At 46.4% G+C, this 16,529-nt stretch carries 14 protein-coding genes and 2 pseudogenes; 3 read left to right on the forward strand and 13 right to left on the reverse strand.

All coding sequences use genetic code 11. The annotated features are described in order from the left end of the window. Positions 1-107: 107 nt before the first annotated feature. From ACFORF_RS01205 to ACFORF_RS01230, 6 genes are all read right to left on the reverse strand, one after another. Positions 108-374 (reverse strand): hypothetical protein, encoded by a 267-nt coding sequence (locus tag ACFORF_RS01205; protein ID WP_380424556.1) that lies wholly within the window; start codon positions 372-374, stop codon positions 108-110. After that, the gene (locus ACFORF_RS01210; protein ID WP_380424558.1) at positions 371-784 is read right to left on the reverse strand and encodes a DUF1310 family protein; all 414 of its coding nucleotides are present in this window, start codon (positions 782-784) and stop codon (positions 371-373) included. Before ACFORF_RS01210 ends, ACFORF_RS01205 begins: the two co-directional genes overlap by 4 nt. A 20-nt stretch (positions 785-804) precedes the next feature. After that, positions 805-1,128 (reverse strand): hypothetical protein, encoded by a 324-nt coding sequence (locus tag ACFORF_RS01215; protein ID WP_380424560.1) that lies wholly within the window; start codon positions 1,126-1,128, stop codon positions 805-807. Next, on the reverse strand, positions 1,112-1,552 hold the full coding sequence (locus ACFORF_RS01220) for a DUF1310 family protein (RefSeq protein WP_380424562.1): 441 nt from the start codon (positions 1,550-1,552) through the stop codon (positions 1,112-1,114). Before ACFORF_RS01220 ends, ACFORF_RS01215 begins: the two co-directional genes overlap by 17 nt. 131 nt (positions 1,553-1,683) lie before the next feature. Further along, a complete protein-coding gene (locus ACFORF_RS01225) occupies positions 1,684-2,772 on the reverse strand; it encodes a DUF3114 domain-containing protein (protein WP_380424564.1) in 1,089 nt (362 codons plus the stop codon). 128 nt (positions 2,773-2,900) lie between these two features. Beyond that, positions 2,901-3,311, reverse strand: coding sequence for a peptide deformylase (locus ACFORF_RS01230; RefSeq protein ID WP_380424567.1), 411 nt, complete (start codon positions 3,309-3,311; stop codon positions 2,901-2,903). 165 nt (positions 3,312-3,476) lie between these two features. Between ACFORF_RS01230 and ACFORF_RS01235 the strand changes: the two genes are divergently transcribed. Next, complete coding sequence (locus tag ACFORF_RS01235) at positions 3,477-4,370, forward strand: TSUP family transporter (RefSeq protein ID WP_380424570.1); 894 nt, start codon at positions 3,477-3,479, stop codon at positions 4,368-4,370. Positions 4,371-4,519: 149 nt separating this feature from the next. On the opposite strand, the gene ACFORF_RS01240 is transcribed toward ACFORF_RS01235, so the two are convergent. Further along, positions 4,520-4,903 (reverse strand): hypothetical protein, encoded by a 384-nt coding sequence (locus ACFORF_RS01240; protein ID WP_380424572.1) that lies wholly within the window; start codon positions 4,901-4,903, stop codon positions 4,520-4,522. A gap of 10 nt (positions 4,904-4,913) precedes the next feature. Further along, positions 4,914-6,809: a M13 family metallopeptidase gene (locus ACFORF_RS01245; RefSeq protein WP_380424575.1), complete on the reverse strand. Its 1,896-nt coding sequence runs from the start codon at positions 6,807-6,809 to the stop codon at positions 4,914-4,916. Positions 6,810-6,991: 182 nt separating this feature from the next. Here ACFORF_RS01245 and ACFORF_RS01250 point away from each other — a divergent pair, with 182 nt between their 5' ends. Then, positions 6,992-7,180, forward strand: coding sequence for a hypothetical protein (locus ACFORF_RS01250; protein WP_380424577.1), 189 nt, complete (start codon positions 6,992-6,994; stop codon positions 7,178-7,180). A gap of 480 nt (positions 7,181-7,660) precedes the next feature. On the opposite strand, the gene ACFORF_RS01255 is transcribed toward ACFORF_RS01250, so the two are convergent. The 4 genes and pseudogenes from ACFORF_RS01255 to treP all read right to left on the reverse strand — a co-directional run. After that, a complete protein-coding gene (locus ACFORF_RS01255) occupies positions 7,661-9,409 on the reverse strand; it encodes an ABC transporter ATP-binding protein (protein WP_380424580.1) in 1,749 nt (582 codons plus the stop codon). A gap of 1 nt (position 9,410) precedes the next feature. Continuing rightward, complete coding sequence (locus tag ACFORF_RS01260) at positions 9,411-11,135, reverse strand: ABC transporter ATP-binding protein (protein WP_380424583.1); 1,725 nt, start codon at positions 11,133-11,135, stop codon at positions 9,411-9,413. Positions 11,136-11,795: 660 nt separating this feature from the next. After that, complete coding sequence (gene treC, locus ACFORF_RS01265; RefSeq protein WP_380424585.1) at positions 11,796-13,436, reverse strand: alpha,alpha-phosphotrehalase; 1,641 nt, start codon at positions 13,434-13,436, stop codon at positions 11,796-11,798. Positions 13,437-13,529: 93 nt separating this feature from the next. Further along, positions 13,530-15,023: pseudogene (treP, locus tag ACFORF_RS01270) on the reverse strand (PTS system trehalose-specific EIIBC component); the annotation flags it as partial. 159 nt (positions 15,024-15,182) lie between these two features. On the opposite strand from treP, the gene treR reads away from it, so the two are divergent. Next, a complete protein-coding gene (gene treR / locus ACFORF_RS01275; protein ID WP_380424587.1) occupies positions 15,183-15,896 on the forward strand; it encodes a trehalose operon repressor in 714 nt (237 codons plus the stop codon). 443 nt (positions 15,897-16,339) lie between these two features. On the opposite strand, the pseudogene ACFORF_RS01280 reads toward treR, so the two are convergent. Further along, a pseudogene (locus tag ACFORF_RS01280) lies at positions 16,340-16,529 on the reverse strand (hypothetical protein); the annotation flags it as partial.

Raw genomic sequence — 16,529 nt, forward strand, 5'->3', positions numbered from 1 at the left:
AGTTTAGGAATTTCTGCTTTGTCATGGGACCTCCTTATGTCATCTTATAAAGATACTAGCCGTCTAATATACTTATAATATAACATAACTTGGAGGATTTGACGCTTTCAAGGGGAAGGTTCTGACTCAGAGGCGGTGTAGGGAACAGCGTTGGTTGCTGGATTATCAACATTTAACGTGTGGTCCGCTGTTTGATTGGTCAGGACATAAATCTGCTCCCCGGCCTCTGAGTTTTCATAGATATGGGAAACCGTGCCGAGGTATGTATCAAAATTATCGATACCCAGAGCTTTTCCAATATATACGTCTTTATCATACTCTAAGTCGATAATATCTATAATTTCTCTATCAGTATAAGTGGTTGTGAACATCATTGAGCCTCTCTAAGCTTTTCTAATAGGGCCTTGGACACTCCTCCAGAGATACTGAGTAATTTATGATTTGAATCAATAGAAAAAATAGCACTAAAATAAAGGTTTTCATCATCATTAACTACTATTCTCCCTTGAAAATTCCCTGTTGGAATTACTTCAAGTGTGCTGTAATCAATCTCATAAGATTGTATTACACCGTTTTCTTGAAAGGCATTAGAGTCTGTATTTTTTAACGTTTTTTCAATAATTACCTTAGCTTCCTCACTCTCGACAATCTCAATCATTTCCTGCTTTTCTGCTTCACGTTTGGCTTCCATCGCTTTTTTACCTCCTAAAATACTGCATCCGCCTAGCAAGGCTAGAACCAGAAGACTTAATATGGATAAGTTTAGGAATTTCTGCTTTGTCATGGGAACCTCCTTATGTCATCTTATAAAGATACTAGCCGTCTAATATACTTACAATATAACATAACTTGGAGGATTTGACACTTTAGAGGGGAAGATTCTGACTCAGAGGCGGTGTAGGGAACAGCGTTGGTTGCTGGATTATCAACATTTAACGTGTGGTCCGCTGTTTGATTGGTCAGGACATAAATCTGCTCCCCGGCCCCTGAATTTTCATAGATATGGGAAACCGTACCGATGTACTGTTCTTCAAATTTATTAGTAATAAATACTTTTTGATTAATAGCAGCTATATGATACTCTCGATTTATAATTTCAATAGTCTCATAATCATTGTGTTTCATCATGCTCAACCTTCTCTTTAAACGCTACCAAATAATCGCTAAATTCTCCTGAAACAACCGACCCTGATTGTTGATATTCTTTGTTCTGATCTATATAGACATCTATGCTTACGTATTGTTCAGAAATATCATTCATAATTATCTTAATGATAATCCCTCCCATTGGATGATATTCTAGACTGTCATAATCAACTTCATAGCTCGTTATAGGTTTTTCCTCACCTTCCACGAGATTATTGTAGTAGTCAACCTCTTCTTGAATGATAGCTTGAACTTCCTCACTCTCGACAATCTCAATCATTTCCTGCTTTTCTGCTTCACGTTTGGCTTCCATCGCTTTTTTACCTCCTAGAATACTACATCCGCCTAGCAAGGCTAGAACCAGAAGACTTAATATGGATAAGTTTAGGAATTTCTGCTTTGTCATGGGACCTCCTTAGCGATTTTTTCATTTTACTACACTTATAATATAGCAAAATTTGGACCTCTATGCACAAAAAGAGGGAAACCATCCCCTCTTACTAGAGTTCTGAATTGGTCCCTCTCCATAGTCCTTCTTTAATCTGTTGTTCCATTGACTTTTTTTAGTTTTTTAATGTCTAGGCTGAGTTTACGACTGGCTTGTTTGACCTGGGTTTTCATGCTCCGGCCGCGGTTGGCATAGATTCCGCGTGGATTGCCATAAGCCCGTTGCCAGCTCTGCCTTTGCCAAATAAAGGCCCGTCTTGGGCTACGATAAGGATGAGAAGCTGACTTAAACACCCTTCGGCGATACTTGGGATCGTGGACCTTGGTCGGAACCACATCCAGCTGAAGGTGCCTGAGGTCATTGCGATTGGCATAGTTAAAGCTAGCTCCATTGATTGGGCCATTCAAGGTCGGTTGCCCCGTCTCAAAGATATTGACAAAGTTGCCCTTACTATCCAGGATAAACTCCGTATGGAAGTTAATCAGGACTTTGATATTAGGAAGACCCTCTAGTTTCAGGGGAGTGTTTTTTTCGTCAAAGGCTTGCTTATTGTGGAGGCGGGCCGACTCACCGACGTCATAAACCGCGTAATCATAGGAGGCCAGGCCCAACCGCTCCAAAAGCGTGTTTCGAGCATTTTTTCCGGCCAGGTAGGCGACCAGAGCTGAACGGTCGGTTCTGCCAGGGCGACCATAGTGGCGACGGACCCAGTCTGCCTGCTGGTTGGAGATCAAATAGCGGAGCTGGTGAATTTGCCGAGCTAGGTCTGTCTGCTGGGACAGGCCAGCCACTGGGAAGGTCTCCTGCACCGCCCTAGCCAAGGTCCTCCAAAAGACATCATCAGGGGCTAGATCTGCCCAGTTTTCAAGTGCTTGGGTATAATTGGCCAGGGTTAGTTCGTCTGGGAAATCCAGGGTTGCAAGGAGGACCTGCAAGAGGTCTAAACTCGAGCGACCAGCTGCGACTTCACGCGCCCAGAGGTCTTGAAAAACTGGACTGCCAGCTAGCCTTGCTTGCTGACCAAAGGTTTCAATTTGGACCAGGGTCAAGCCATGCTCTGAGAACCACTGCCTTGCGGATTCCATGATGACATCCGCTGACCAACCCAAGACCTGCAAACGCTCCTGCTGATAGACCCAGGTTTCCTGATAGGGCGTCTGAGCTAGGGTTTCCTCCATCTCCGACCAATCCAGGAGAGGTACTGGCGAGGTGGTCTGCTCTGCTATTTTAGAAGGTCTCAAAAACCGCCAAAAGCACCAAGTTATAAGACAGAAGGCTAGAACAAGACCCCCGTATTCGACCCCGGTCAAATTAGAATCCCTTCTAGATGATCCAACTCGTGTTGACAGATTTGAGCAGGAAAGTCGGTCAAGGTCAGGGTCTGCTCCTGCCAATTTTGGTTATAAAAACGGACACTAATCTCACGGTAGCGGGTTGTCGGACGACTCCCAGCCAATGACAGACAGGACTCCTCTGTCTCATAGGGCCCTGACTTAGCCAGAATAACCGGATTATACATAACCAGACTGGTCAGGCCCAAATCCACGATGATAATCCGCTTATGGTGCCCGATCATATTAGCAGCTAGCCCAACGCAACGGTCCTTGTTGACAGCCAGCGTGTCCTGCAAATCCTGGCCAATCGGCAGGTCCGCAAGACTGGCTTCTTGGGATTTTTGGCTGAGAAAGAGAGGGTCTCTCACGATTTTTTGTTCCACAGTGGTCTCCTTATTTGCTTGACTGGTGCACTTACCTTGGATGAATCCTGTACGGTCAGTCTTATAAAAGTGCCCAGTCTCGTCCTTCCATTGTAGTCCAAAAGGCGGGCTTTGACAAGCAGAGGCCTCTAGCCAGCAGATGAAAATTAAGCTATAATAGGTTCCATGACTGAACAATTTATCCTTCGCCTTATGCAGGCGCTCATTCTGGGCCTCATCGCCTGGAATGCCTACCTCATCTATCGCTATGCCAGGAAAAATAGCATCAACCTCAAAGAAAAATTCTGGACAGGATTTGTGATTGGAATTATCACGGACTTCTTTGATACCTTGGGCATTGGGACCTTTGCGACAACGACGACCTTTTTCAAGGCCACCAAGCTGGTCTCTGATGACCGCAAGATTCCCGCCACTATGACAACCGCCCATATTATCCCGGTCCTGACGGAAGCTCTGCTCTCCATCACCATCGTCCAGGTCGACCTCAAAACCTTGATTTGCATGGCCGCTGCCGCCTTTTCAGGTGCCTTTATCGGAGCCCGTGTCACCCAAAATTGGAATACCAAGATGGTCCAACGGACCCTGGGAACCTTGCTCATGATTGCGGCCCTGATTATGGCCTACCGCATGATAACCAATCCTGGGCAAGGCCTGACCGACGATGTCCGTGGCCTAACTGGCCTCAATCTGGTGATTGGGATGGTCTTTGACTTCGTCGTCGGCCTCCTCATGTCCATGGGACTTGGCAACTACGCACCAGAGCTAATCTTCTTCTCCCTCATGGGCATCAGCCCTGTCATCGCCCTACCGGTCATGATGCTCAACGCCGGTATGATTATGACAGCAGGAGCCAAGGCCTTTATTGAATCTGGTCGGGTTTCCTGGCCTGGAGTTGTAGGGATTTCTGTCGGTGGGGTCATTGGGGTCCTAATGGCCATCCGCCTCATCACCATCCTCGATGTTCAGGTCCTCAAAGTCCTGGTTATCTTTATCGCCCTCTATACTGGTTTCACCCTTCTGCGGGCTTCTTTGGTCCAAAGGCAGAGCAGAAAGGGCTAATCTCTCCTGCCCAACACAATTGCTCCATTACAGACAAAAACCTGAGACTTCCGTCCTTAGCTGACAGGGGTCCCAGGTTTTTTTATCGATTCTAGAAAGAGAGTTCCGATTCACTTATCCTATAGCAAATAAAGTTCTTACACCTGCTGCTATTCATTCGTGATACTTTTTTCTTCATTGCTTTCTGAAATTCCTTGATTGACGATTTTTAAGCGATAGATAATCCAGACTGTCCAGCAAATCCGAAAAGCAGCACTAAGAAAGCCACCGGAAAATCCCTGTACAAGCACTAACACTGTTTCGATGATTTGTACACCAAGATAAATCCAATAAGGGAGAAGACTGACAGGCTGATTTGTCTCAATCAATTTACGTCCTTTAAAAGAAGTGACTACCAGCCAAATAAACAAAAGGAGAGTTACCCACATCACCGGTAAAAAGTCAGTAGAGAAAATGAAAAATAGACCAGTCACTGCTGTTAGAAGCTGAAACAGACCATACCAAAGAAGATGGTTGCGTACATTCTCTTTCATTTTAAAATCCTTACCAAATAATCACGCGCTTTTCTGCGTCGCGCCACATGCCGTCGCCTTCTTGGATGTCAAAGGTTTCGATGAAGTCGTCAAAGTTTGGCAGTTGGACATTGGTCCGAAGCTTACCTGGTGCATGCACATCGACAGAAATAAGGAGTTGGAGGTATTCCTCACGCGCCTTCATGCGCCAGATGGTCGCAAAGTTGGTGAAGTAGTCTTTGGCTGAGAAGTCGTCCTCTTTCTTGGCTGCTTCAAGAGCTGCGGAAAGTCCGCCCAAGTCTGCCACGTTTTCAGAGACAGTCAATTTACCATTGACCTTACCACCTGCAAAGTCAATGCCGTCAAACTGCTCAACAACCTTGTCCGTCCGCTCTTGGAAGGCGGCGTAGTCTGCCTCAGTCCACCAGTTATTGAGGCTGCCATGCTCATCAAAGCTGGCTCCATTGGTATCAAAGGCATGGGAAATCTCATGGGCAATCACCGCTCCAATTCCGCCGTAGTTAGCAGATGAAGACTGGTCCAAACTATAAAATGGTGCTTGGAGGATAGCCGCTGGAAAGACAATCTGGTTCTGCTGTGGGTCATAGTAGGCATTGACCATGTGGGCCGGCATGTGCCACTCATCACGGTCGACCGGCTGGTTCCACTTGCTCCAAGAATGAGCGATAGAAATCTTGGCCAGATTCTGAGCATTTTCCACAAGAGAAAGGTTTTCATCGATAACCTTTTTAGCGTAAGTTGCTGGCAATTTTTCAGGGTAGCCGATGTGTGGCGTAATGACATTCAGCTTGGTAATGGCCTTTTCGATAGTCTCCCTTTGAAGCCAGTCGTTGTTGGTCAAACGATCCTTGTAGACCTCGATCATGGTCGCTACTTTCTGCTCAACGTCGGCCTTGGCTTCTGGAGAGAATTTTTGACCCGCATACCAGAGGCCTAGAGCCTGGTTAAATGGCCCTTGCGCCAGGTAGTAGGCCGCCTTTTTCTTGTCCATGGCCTGCGGCGTTCCTGACAGGGCACGGCTATAGGCACCTGACAAGACACGGATTTCATCTGTCAAATAAGAATTAAAGCTGTTGGCTGCACCATGTACTAGGTCAGCCTTGAGCAAGTCCCAGTTCTCCTCAGAGAAATAAGTGGCTGCATATTGCGTCCAGAAACGCTCCTCAGGGACAATGACACGGTCAGGAACCTGACCTAAAATTTCTGTAAAAATCGCATCCAATGGCAACTCTGGAGCCAACTTGACAAAGTCTGCCCAATCATAGGGATGGTAGAGCTTCACATACTCCGAGCCTTCTTCACTCGACAAGACATACTTGGCGATTTCAGCATCCAGAGCAATCATCTTATCGAGAAGGTCTGCAATTTCAGCCTCTGTAAATCCGAGTTTGGGAAGCAAGTCCTCTTGGGAGCTCCGCCATTTTGCCAATAGCTCAGCCCCTTGAGGATGGTCCTCCTCATAATAGGTCGTGTCTGGCAAAATCGTACTCGGTGCATAGGCCCAAAGAACATTGGTCTGGGCATCCATAAAGTCAGGAGATACCCCAAAGGGCAGGAGGTTTGGCTTGCCATCAAGCTCATAAGACCCCATCTTAGCCGCAAACTCCGCAAAGGAGCCCAGGTTTTTATACTCTTCAACCAAGGCCCGAATCGGCTCAATGCCTGTTGCCTCACGCTGGTCAAAATCGGCTACCTGACGGTGGAACTTAACAAAATTTTGCAGGATTGCATCCTCTGGGACATCCTCACCAGCCAACCACTGATCGGTGGTTTCAATCATGAGGTCCTCAATCTCATCCGCCAAATCCGAAAATCCACCAGTAGTCGGCTTATCGTCAGGGATGACGGCAGTTTTTTCCCACTCACCATTAATCGCGTCAAAAAAATCATCTTGTAAACGTACCATATTCGTCTCCTTATTTTAAACTGACTTTATTTTAACAAAAAAGCCAGATAAAATCATGCCTCGCCCTCACTGGCTTGTCAGAAATCAAGGCTTGAGAGAGTTAATAAAATATGAGATAATACAAGCAGTTGTTCCCAAGTATCTCTCTAGACGCAAGGAACTAGAAAGGCCACCTCAACACTATGAAGCTATCTGTTTGCTTATTGATTTTGCTCTATCTCTTTTTCGGTGGTCGCTACTTTTTTATCCACTTACCTCAAAGCAAACTTCCCAAACCAGTCAACCTACTCTTACTAGGCCTCTTTCTAATCGGTTTTCTCTGGTTGATTGTCCTCCTCGCCTGGGTCGCCCTCCTTGGCTTCTCCCTCTAGCAATAGCAGAGCAATAAGCCTTCAAATTACTGCTGATAATTAGACCCGCAAGGTTTATCAAGAACATCTAAGAACCTGATAGTATCGTTTCAGAAAAATATAGGCATTTGAACTTAGCTTGATTTTTGACTTAGCGTACCCAAGTACTGTTTGCGTCTCACTGCCTAATCTCAAAGTGCTTCTTTCAACTATATAAAATCTTGTCTAAACTCAAAAACAGGCATGCTCTCCTTAGGGCATGCCTGTTTAGGTTCAATAACCATTTAAAATAGAGTCCAATAAAGAACTTTGGGACAAACCGAGACACATTAGTCCAAACAATTCCGTTGAAGATTTAAAAACAGAAGCTAGAAACTTAAAATGGATACTATCAGAGTTAACTGAGATGAATATAAAATCAAGGAAACCGATTGATACAAACTTTACTGGAGTTTGACCGAAAAACTCAAGAACTTTATCTTGCCTGAGCAAGATAGACCATTATGAAGCATCTACCTTCTGCTGAAGAGCCTGCATATGGGCATATTGACCTCCCAGAGCCATCAGTTCTTGATGGTTACCCTGCTCAACAATCCGTCCCTTATCCAAGACCAAAATCTGATCGGCTTCTTGGATTGTAGACAAACGATGAGCTATGATGATAGTCGTCCGACCAGCCTGCACGACTTCCATGGCACGCTGGATGATTTCCTCCGTCTCCGTGTCAATATGGGAGGTCGCCTCGTCGAGAATCAGTATTTTAGGGTCAGCAATCAAGGTTCGTGCAAAGGCAATCAGCTGACGTTCTCCACTAGAGAAGGCTGCACCTTTTTCAACAACGGGTTCATGAATCCCCTTGGACAATCGAGCGAGCATGTCCCCCGCACCAACCTGTTCCAGGGCTTCTTGGATGGCCTGGTCAGAGTAGGCTTGTCCCATGCTCACATTTGAAGCGATGGTGCCTGTAAAGAGGTAGGGGTCCTGTAGGACAATCCCCATCTGACTCCGAAGGCTCTCACGGGAGAACTGGCTGATATCCAGACCATCAATCAGAATCTGGCCAGAGCCAGGTTCATAGAAACGGTACAAGAGATTGGTAATAGATGACTTGCCTGAACCTGTATGGCCAACCAAGGCCAGGGTCTGACCTTGCTCAATCTGAAAATTGATATCTGACAGGACTGCCTGCTCTGCCATGTAACCAAATGAAACCTGGTCAAAAACAACCTGACCTTGGATTGGCGGCAAGTCTGCGGATACATCAGGCTCACCTTGTGCCGCCAAAAGCTCAAGCACCCGTTGACCGGTCTCTTTAGTACGCTGCAGGGCCGGAAACTGACGAACCAGAGCCGCCATCAAATCAAAGAGTGTCACCATGTAATTGAGGTAAACGAAGAGTCGTCCTGCCGTGATTCCCGTATGACCAGCTAAAAATTGGTAGCCGACCAGGGTCAGAACGCCTGCGATGATCAGGTACTTGAATAACTCTGCCAAGGACCAGCTGACCGTTGCCCCTATCAAGACCAAGCGTTCATCAGCTGCTCGCATGGTTCCAGCCGTCTCTTCAAACTCAGACCAAACCACTTCTTCCTGACCATAGAGTTGCAAGATGCTGGCCCCGTTCATGGTCTCATTGACCAGGCTGTTGAGGTCACTTCTAGCTTCATAGAAGGCCTTTGTCGGTTTCTGAGTCAATTTATGGTAGAGTACCTGCCAACCATAAAAGAGGGGTAAGAGCAGCAACAAGGCAAGCCCAAACCGCCACTCCAAGCTAAAGAGAACACCGTAAATAAAGAGCACTTGCAAGACCGAAATAAAAATTTGTGACAGGAGGGTCCCATAAAACTGACTCCGTAAAGTCTCCGTATCATTGACAATCCGCGTGGAAATCTTCCCTGCTGGTTTGTCATCAAAATAGGAAATAGGCAGGCTCTGCATGACAGCATAGGCCCGATTGCGGAGCTCCCCTGCGATAGTATTGGCACAGGCCATTAAGATAAGACGGGCGACATAAGATAAGATCCCTGCACCGATAATCAAGCTCAAATAGCCAGCCAATCCTTCCAGGAGAATCGCCATAGGCCCTTTATCCCCTGTTGACAGGTAGGTCAAAGGACCATCAATCAGGGTCTGCAAACTCAGAGGAGCCAGCTGATTTCCAGCTGTCGCTAGAATTAAAATGATCAAGCCTAGGGCAAACTTGCCCTTGACTAGACGAATTTCCTGTAATAATTGCTTAAAAACAGCCATCTTACTCCTCCTCACTAGCCTGTTGGCGGTCATATTGCTGGGCATACCAGCCTCCTTGGGCAAGCAACTCGTCAGGTCGCCCACGTTCAACGATCCGTCCCTCATCTAAGACCAGCACCAAGTCCGCATGGTTGACCGCAGACAAACGGTGGGTGACAATGATAGTCGTCTTGTCCTGGCGTTCCTCTTGGATATTCTTGATGATCACACGCTCTGTCCTAGCATCCACTGCAGACAGGGCATCGTCTAAGATTAGGACTTGAGGGTCCTTGATAAAGGCACGTGCTAGGGAAATCCGTTGCTTTTGCCCACCCGATATGGACACCCCACGTTCCCCAATCGGCGTTTCTAAACCTGCACTCATCTGTTCTAAATCACTGGAGAAACTTGCCAAGGCCACCGCACGTCTGATTTCCTCTTCCTGACTACCGACCTTACCTAGGGCGATATTTGCACCAACCGGCTTTGAAAAGAGCACGTGTTCCTGGGGAACATAGCCCAACAACTGGTCTATAGAAGCACGTTGGTAGTCAAGGATAGGAACTTGATTGAGTAGCAACTGCCCAGAACCAAGGGGATACTGACGGAGCAACTGACGGATAAGGGTAGTCTTGCCAGCCCCCGTCTTTCCAACGATACCTAGCGTCTGACCAGCACTTAACTCAAAGGAAATCTCCTGCAAACTGGAACGCTCTGCCATGGGATAGGCAAAGGAATAATCCTTAAAGGACAAAGTCTCAAATTCAGAACACTGCAGGAGGCCATCTGGCTCCATATCATCGGAAGTCTCAATCAACTCCTCAATCTTACGGTAAGAGGTCGTGGCCGTTTGGTAAACAATAATGAGATCCGCCAGCATGACAAAGGGTTCCACCAGAGAAACCACATAAAGTTGAAGGGCGATGATTTGGCCTAGTGTGATGTGACCCGCTAGAAGGTAATGAGCTCCAAGTCCTAAAATAATAGCGGTTGACAAGCCCAACATGGCTGTCGAGACCGGCCCATATGCTGATTGAAAACGGGTAATGGTATTGCCTAGGTCTACCAAGCGTTCCGTGTGTTTGTGAAATTGCTGAGCAAGTTCTGCCTTTCTTCCATAGGCCCGAGTAACGCGAATTCCCTCCACAACTTCCAAGACTTCATTGTTGAGACTTGCCACTGCCTCTCGGTTATCTTCAATCGATTGATCTTGTTTCTTCCCAAAGTACCAAAAGAACCAAACCAAAAATAGCAAGGGAGTCATGGCCCACAGGCTGATTTGCCAAGAGATGGCAAACATCACAGGAATCACAAAAGCAATCAGTCCACCACCATAGAGAACGATCATCAGACCATAGCCAGCAAATTCCTCCAGGTATTCAGCATCCGAAGAAAACCGTGTCACCATATCACCAGACCGAAACTTGTCATAAAAAGCCTGACGCATACTGATTAGTTTACGGAAAGACTTGGCTTGGAGGTCAAACTTAAAGCCAATGGCTGACTGGAATAGTCGCGTATTCCAAAGATAGGAAGACAGATAGGACACAAGGGTTGCAGCCACCAAAAGGCCTACCTCGTTCCACAACTGCATCCGCGTCAAGTTTGCCTTAGTTAGAGCATCAATCAAACGCTGAATCACCTGAGTTGGCAAAACCAAACTAAAATCATAAATTACTAGGACGACCGCAATCAAGAGGTAACGCCAAGGGTGGCGCATCAGATAGCGCCAAACTGCTGTTAACATAAACATCTCCTTTTCCTATAAGAGGCAAGCACCAAAAAAGGCCCTTACGGCCCTACCAAGGATTTATTGGGAACACGGTCTGACAACAAGATGTCCTAGACCTTCTCCAACAAAAAAACGCAGCAGAGCAATCCCCACCGCAAATTCTGTAGAAAATCTACTATTTGAGTAGACTTTTGTCGGAAGGGAGCATAAAAATACCAAAACGCATCATACGATTGTTCATGATAAAACTCCTTTCACTAATGTTATTTTCTAGTATTGTAACAAAGTTTCCTCCACCTGTAAAGCGTTTATAAAAACTAAAGCAGAACCTTGATGCTACCTGTACAGTCAAGAAGAGCGACTGTCATCCCAGTATAAATTTGCAATCTACGTTTTTTTGATAATTTAGCAAAGCTGAGAATCTTTTATACTCACTCAAAATCTCCATAGACAAGGCAGGTTGATATAGACATAAGAGAGTTAGGCAAGGAAACCTAACAACGCATAGTTTTGATTTTGGAAGAGTATTAGACCCACTCAACCCTCAATAGCAGAGATCGGCTGACAGCCTTCTCCTTTGGATTAGCCGGGGATAGCTAGTGACTCATATCTGTTGCTTCAATATACAAACAGGCATGCTCTCCTTAGGGCATGCCTGTTCCTGTTTTCAATGGATTAGTCTACCTTATTTCCCCAAATTGCAATCGTTTGGTAAGGTTTGAGGATGATGGTTTCAGCTAGTGTTGTATCTGCGTAGTTACTGATGAGAACTTGGCCTGCTTGATAAGTCGTTGACAGGTCCAGCGTCACCTCGTTACCGTAGAAATTGTTGAGGACCAGAAGGCTTTGGTCACCTAGTGTTCGTTCAAAGGCATAGACCTGATCGCTGTCTGTGTAGGCAGCCTTGTAGTCGCCATCTGCGATGAGAGGCAAAGTCTTACGGAGCTTGATGAGTTCCTGGTAGAATGAGAAAATCGGTCCGTTTTTCTCATTTTTTACGTTGATGGTCTCGTAGGTCTTGCCGGCCTTGAGCCACGGCGTACCTGTCGTAAACCCTGCATGGGTTGTGTCATCCCACTGCATCGGGGTTCTAGCATTGTCCCGTGACTTGGTCGAGATGATGGCAAAGGCTTCCTCAGGAGATTTGCCTTGGTCCAGCAAGATTTGGTAGTTGTTGAGGCTTTCGATATCAACATAGTCAGACATGGTGTCGTAGTCTGGGTCCAACATACCAATTTCCTCACCTTGGTAGATATAAGGTGTCCCACGTGAGAGGTGGATAGAAGCCGCCAGCATGGTCGCTCCCTGGGCGCGGAAGTGTTCCGTGTCGACAAAGCGAGTCAAGGCGCGTGGCTGGTCATGGCAGGTCCAAAAGAGAGCGTTCCAACCTCCGCCTGCTGCCATACCCTCTCCCCAAGAGTGGAACAGGTCCCGCAGGGCTGGGAAATCAAAGTCCATGATGGTCCATTTTTGACCGTCCTTGTAATCCACCTTAAGGTGGTGGAAGTTGAAGGCCATGTCCAACTCGTGGCGATCTGGGTTGGTGTAGAGGATGCAGTTTTCGATGGTTGTCGCAGACATTTCTCCAACTGTCATTAACTTTGGATTTTGCCCGAAGCTGGCCGCATTGAGCATTTGTAGGTAGTCGTGGTTGATGGGACGGTCGGTGTAGGCCGGTTTGCCTTCATTGATAGGACAGTTCACAAGAACCTCTTCCTTCCCGATTAGGTTGATGACGTCAAAGCGGAAACCTTCCACGCCTTTTTCCTTCCAGAAATTCACCACGGCAAAGAGCTCTTCTCGGACACGGGGATTGCGCCAGTCCAGGTCGGCCTGGGTCACGTCAAAGAGGTGGAGATAATATTTTCCCGTATCCCCAAAGGGTGCCCAGGCAGAACCCCCAAACTTGGATTGCCAGTCTGTGATCTCGTCCTCATCTCGGATAATAAAGTAGTCCTGATAGACCGGGTCACCAGCCAAGGCCTTTTGAAACCATTCGTGCTCTGTCGAACAGTGGTTGAGGACCATGTCCAGCATAAAGCCGATGCCCAGTTCTTTCCCTTTGGCCACGAGTTCTTCAAAATCTGCCATGGTCCCGAAGTCTGGGTTGATAGCCGTATAGTCAGAAATATCATAGCCGTTGTCTCGTTGGGGGCTAGGATAGAAGGGGTTGAGCCAGACCATATCAATGCCCAGTTCAGCTAGGTAAGGAAGCTTTTCGATGATGCCTCGTAGATCACCGACCCCAGAACCTGTCGTATCCTTAAAGGACTTAGGATAGATTTGATAGACGACCTTTTTTGTATCTAATGTCATGTCGTATTCTCTTTTCTAAAGCGGTAAAAAGGGAGAAGCTGGGTTCTTGTCCCAGCTTCACCGAAAAAGTGTTTCTACACCTTATGCTTTGATTTCGTCTTCAGTCTTGGTCATGATACCAGTCTTGCGGAAGAAGAAGGTCATTACAAGTGGGACAACAATGGCAACAGCCATACAGATAAAGAATGGTCCCATGTATTTAGCATTGATGGAAATGAATCCTGGTAGTCCACCGACACCGATAGCGTTGGCTTGGACGTTCATGGTAGTAGACAAGAGACCTGCCAAACCAGAACCAATCAATCCAGCAACAAATGGGTAAACGAATTTCACGTTAACACCAAAGAGGGCTGGCTCTGTAACACCGAGGTAGGCTGAGATAGCTGCTGGCAGTGAGATACCAGCTGCTTTTTCATCCTTACGGTTCATGAAGTAGTAGGCAAGAACGGCAGAACCTTGCGCGATATTTGAAAGGGCAATCATTGGCCAAAGACCAGTTGTGTGCGTCGCAGTATCTGCGATGAGCTGGGTGTCGATGGCGTTGGTCATGTGGTGGAGACCAGTGATAACGAATGGCGCATAGAGGGCACCAAAGATGAAACCAAAGACAGATTTCAGCGGGCCAGTCAATCCTGCAAGAACAACAGCTGACAAGGCTTTACCGATGGTCCAACCAAGTGGGCCAAGGACAGTGTGAGCCAAGATAAGGGCTGGAATCAGTGACAAGAATGGTACGAAGATCATGGAAATCACTTCAGGAATGTACTTACGCCAGAAGATTTCAAGGTAAGAGAGGGACAGACCTGCAAGAAGGGCTGGGATAACTTGAGCTTGGTAACCGATACGGTTGATGGTAAAGCTACCGAAGTCCCATACCCAGTTTTCAGCGATTTCTTTGGCTGGAGTACCAGCTACGGCATAGGCATTGAGGAGCTGTGGTGATACCAAACAGATACCCAAGACGATACCGAGGATTTGAGAAGTTCCCATTTTGCGGGTCACAGACCAGGTAATACCAACTGGCAGGTAGTGGAAGATCGCCTCACCTGGCAACCAGAGGAAGCGGTTGACACCAAACCAGAATTGAGAGACATCAACAAGCGTGTTCCAAACTGGTTGACCTTGAGCATCGAAAACAGCTTTCCCATCAACTATTTTTTGCCCCAAGAACTCAAATCCGATCCCCTCAAGAATGTTACGGAAACCAAGAATCAAACCACCGACGATGATCGCAGGGATGATTGGGGTGAAGATTTCCGCCAACATGGTCATGACACGTTGAATTGGATTTTGGTTGCTTTTAGCTGCGGATTTAGCAGCTTCTTTTGACACACCTTCGATACCAGATACCGCTGTGAAGTCATTGTAGAAGATTGGTACGTCATTTCCGATGATGACTTGGAATTGCCCTGCATTGGTAAAAGTACCTTTGACAGAAGCCAAATTTTCAATCGCTTTGACGTCTGCTTTGGATTCGTCCTTCAAGACGAAACGCATGCGCGTCGCACAGTGGGTTACCGCTGTGATGTTGTCTTTGCCACCGACCGCTGTTAAGAGGGCCTTGGCATCTTGTTCAAATTTTCCCATAATACTCTCCTTTAGGAAATTTCTATTTGTTTACAGACCTAATTGTAACCGATAACAAATTTGTCTGCAACTTGTTTGGGTCTAAAGTTGGACTTTTTTGTTAAAAACCGTCAACTTGTATGGTAAAATAAAAACAAATTGAAAGGGATTACAGATAAGATGAAGAAATATGAGTGGATTTATAAAGATTTAGAACAAAAAATCCAGACCAACCAACTGGAGCCTGGTAACTTCTTGCCTACCGAACAGGAAATGACCCAACACTACCAGGCCAGCCGAGATACCGTCCGCAAGGCTCTGCAATTGCTGACCAAGGAAGGCCTCATTCATAAGCATCAGGGCCGTGGCTCTCAGGTGACCAAGCGCGAGCAGTTTAATTTTCCTGTGTCTGCCCTGACCAGCTTTCAGGAACTCAACCAAAGTCTGGGGATGACCGCCAAGACCAATGTCATCGCCCTGGATAAGCTCATCATCGATGACAAACTGGCCCAGCTGACTGGATTTTCCAAGAACGCCATCGTGTGGCGGGTCACACGCCAGCGGGTCATGGACGGCATCGCCTCCGTCCTGGATATCGATTATCTCCTGAAATCTCTGGTTCCAGACTTATCTCGGGACATCGCGGAGCAGTCCATCTATGCCTACCTAGAAAACCAGCTCAACCTCCCCATTGCCTATGCCGAAAAAGAAATCACGATCGACCATACCAGCGACCGTGACAAGCTCCTCTTAGACCTTGGAACCGACCACCACATCGTTTCCATCAAAAGTAAGGGCTACCTGGAAGACGGCCGCCAGTTCCAATTCACCGACAGTCGCCACAAACTTGAGAAATTCAAATTCGTCGACTTCGCCCGACGCAAACGAGAATAGCAAATCAACCATCAGTTCATATCCGCACTGGTGGTTTTTATAGACAATTTATTGAACCTTGATACATCCTTGTTTTCGATTTACCGTACCCAAGTACTATCTGTATCTCAGCGACTTGGCTCAAAGAACTTCATTCGACTAGGTACTCTTCCAAAATCAAAACCATACGTCGCTAAGTTTCCTTGCCTAACCCTAGATCTGTTTATGTTAACCCATCTCGTCTAATGAAATTATGAATGAGTATTGGGTAAAAACGAAAAGCCCCAGCTTTCGCCAGGACTCTTCAGGAGATTTATGAAAAAGATATGCCAGCCCTTGGCGCTTTAGCACTTAGGGATGACGATACTGCCTTAGCAGTAAAAAGTTTTAGGATGGTTATAGTATAGCTTGGGAGACTTAAAATAACCTAAAAGAGTACTAAAAAATTGCTAAACTCAAAATCCTTAATTAACATTCCAATACTGACAATTCAATAAAAATTTCAGAGCAAACGAAAACACCAGCTCATACAAGCCAGCGTTCTCTGGAGATTTAGGCTCTATAATTTCTGTAGTGGGTAGCTCCCCTGCAGAGATTATGGAGCCTTTTTGAATGTAGAAAAAAAGTCCCATATGACCTATAATGAAAAGCGAT

The organism is Streptococcus caprae, from assembly GCF_042649745.1.
Classification (GTDB): domain Bacteria; phylum Bacillota; class Bacilli; order Lactobacillales; family Streptococcaceae; genus Streptococcus; species Streptococcus caprae.

Bases quoted from the DNA above. Each gene is read 5' to 3' on its own strand.
- treC (WP_380424585.1), bottom strand. From the start codon at position 13,436: ATGACATTAGATACAAAAAAGGTCGTCTATCAAATCTATCCTAAGTCC.
- ACFORF_RS01260 (WP_380424583.1), bottom strand. From the start codon at position 11,135: ATGTTAACAGCAGTTTGGCGCTATCTGATGCGCCACCCTTGGCGTTAC.
- ACFORF_RS01240 (WP_380424572.1), bottom strand. From the start codon at position 4,903: ATGAAAGAGAATGTACGCAACCATCTTCTTTGGTATGGTCTGTTTCAG.
- ACFORF_RS01255 (WP_380424580.1), bottom strand. From the start codon at position 9,409: ATGGCTGTTTTTAAGCAATTATTACAGGAAATTCGTCTAGTCAAGGGC.
- ACFORF_RS01250 (WP_380424577.1), top strand. From the start codon at position 6,992: ATGAAGCTATCTGTTTGCTTATTGATTTTGCTCTATCTCTTTTTCGGT.
- ACFORF_RS01225 (WP_380424564.1), bottom strand. From the start codon at position 2,772: ATGGAGGAAACCCTAGCTCAGACGCCCTATCAGGAAACCTGGGTCTAT.
- ACFORF_RS01215 (WP_380424560.1), bottom strand. From the start codon at position 1,128: ATGATGAAACACAATGATTATGAGACTATTGAAATTATAAATCGAGAG.
- ACFORF_RS01205 (WP_380424556.1), bottom strand. From the start codon at position 374: ATGATGTTCACAACCACTTATACTGATAGAGAAATTATAGATATTATC.
- treR (WP_380424587.1), top strand. From the start codon at position 15,183: ATGAAGAAATATGAGTGGATTTATAAAGATTTAGAACAAAAAATCCAG.
- ACFORF_RS01220 (WP_380424562.1), bottom strand. From the start codon at position 1,552: ATGACAAAGCAGAAATTCCTAAACTTATCCATATTAAGTCTTCTGGTT.
- ACFORF_RS01235 (WP_380424570.1), top strand. From the start codon at position 3,477: ATGACTGAACAATTTATCCTTCGCCTTATGCAGGCGCTCATTCTGGGC.
- ACFORF_RS01210 (WP_380424558.1), bottom strand. From the start codon at position 784: ATGACAAAGCAGAAATTCCTAAACTTATCCATATTAAGTCTTCTGGTT.
- ACFORF_RS01245 (WP_380424575.1), bottom strand. From the start codon at position 6,809: ATGGTACGTTTACAAGATGATTTTTTTGACGCGATTAATGGTGAGTGG.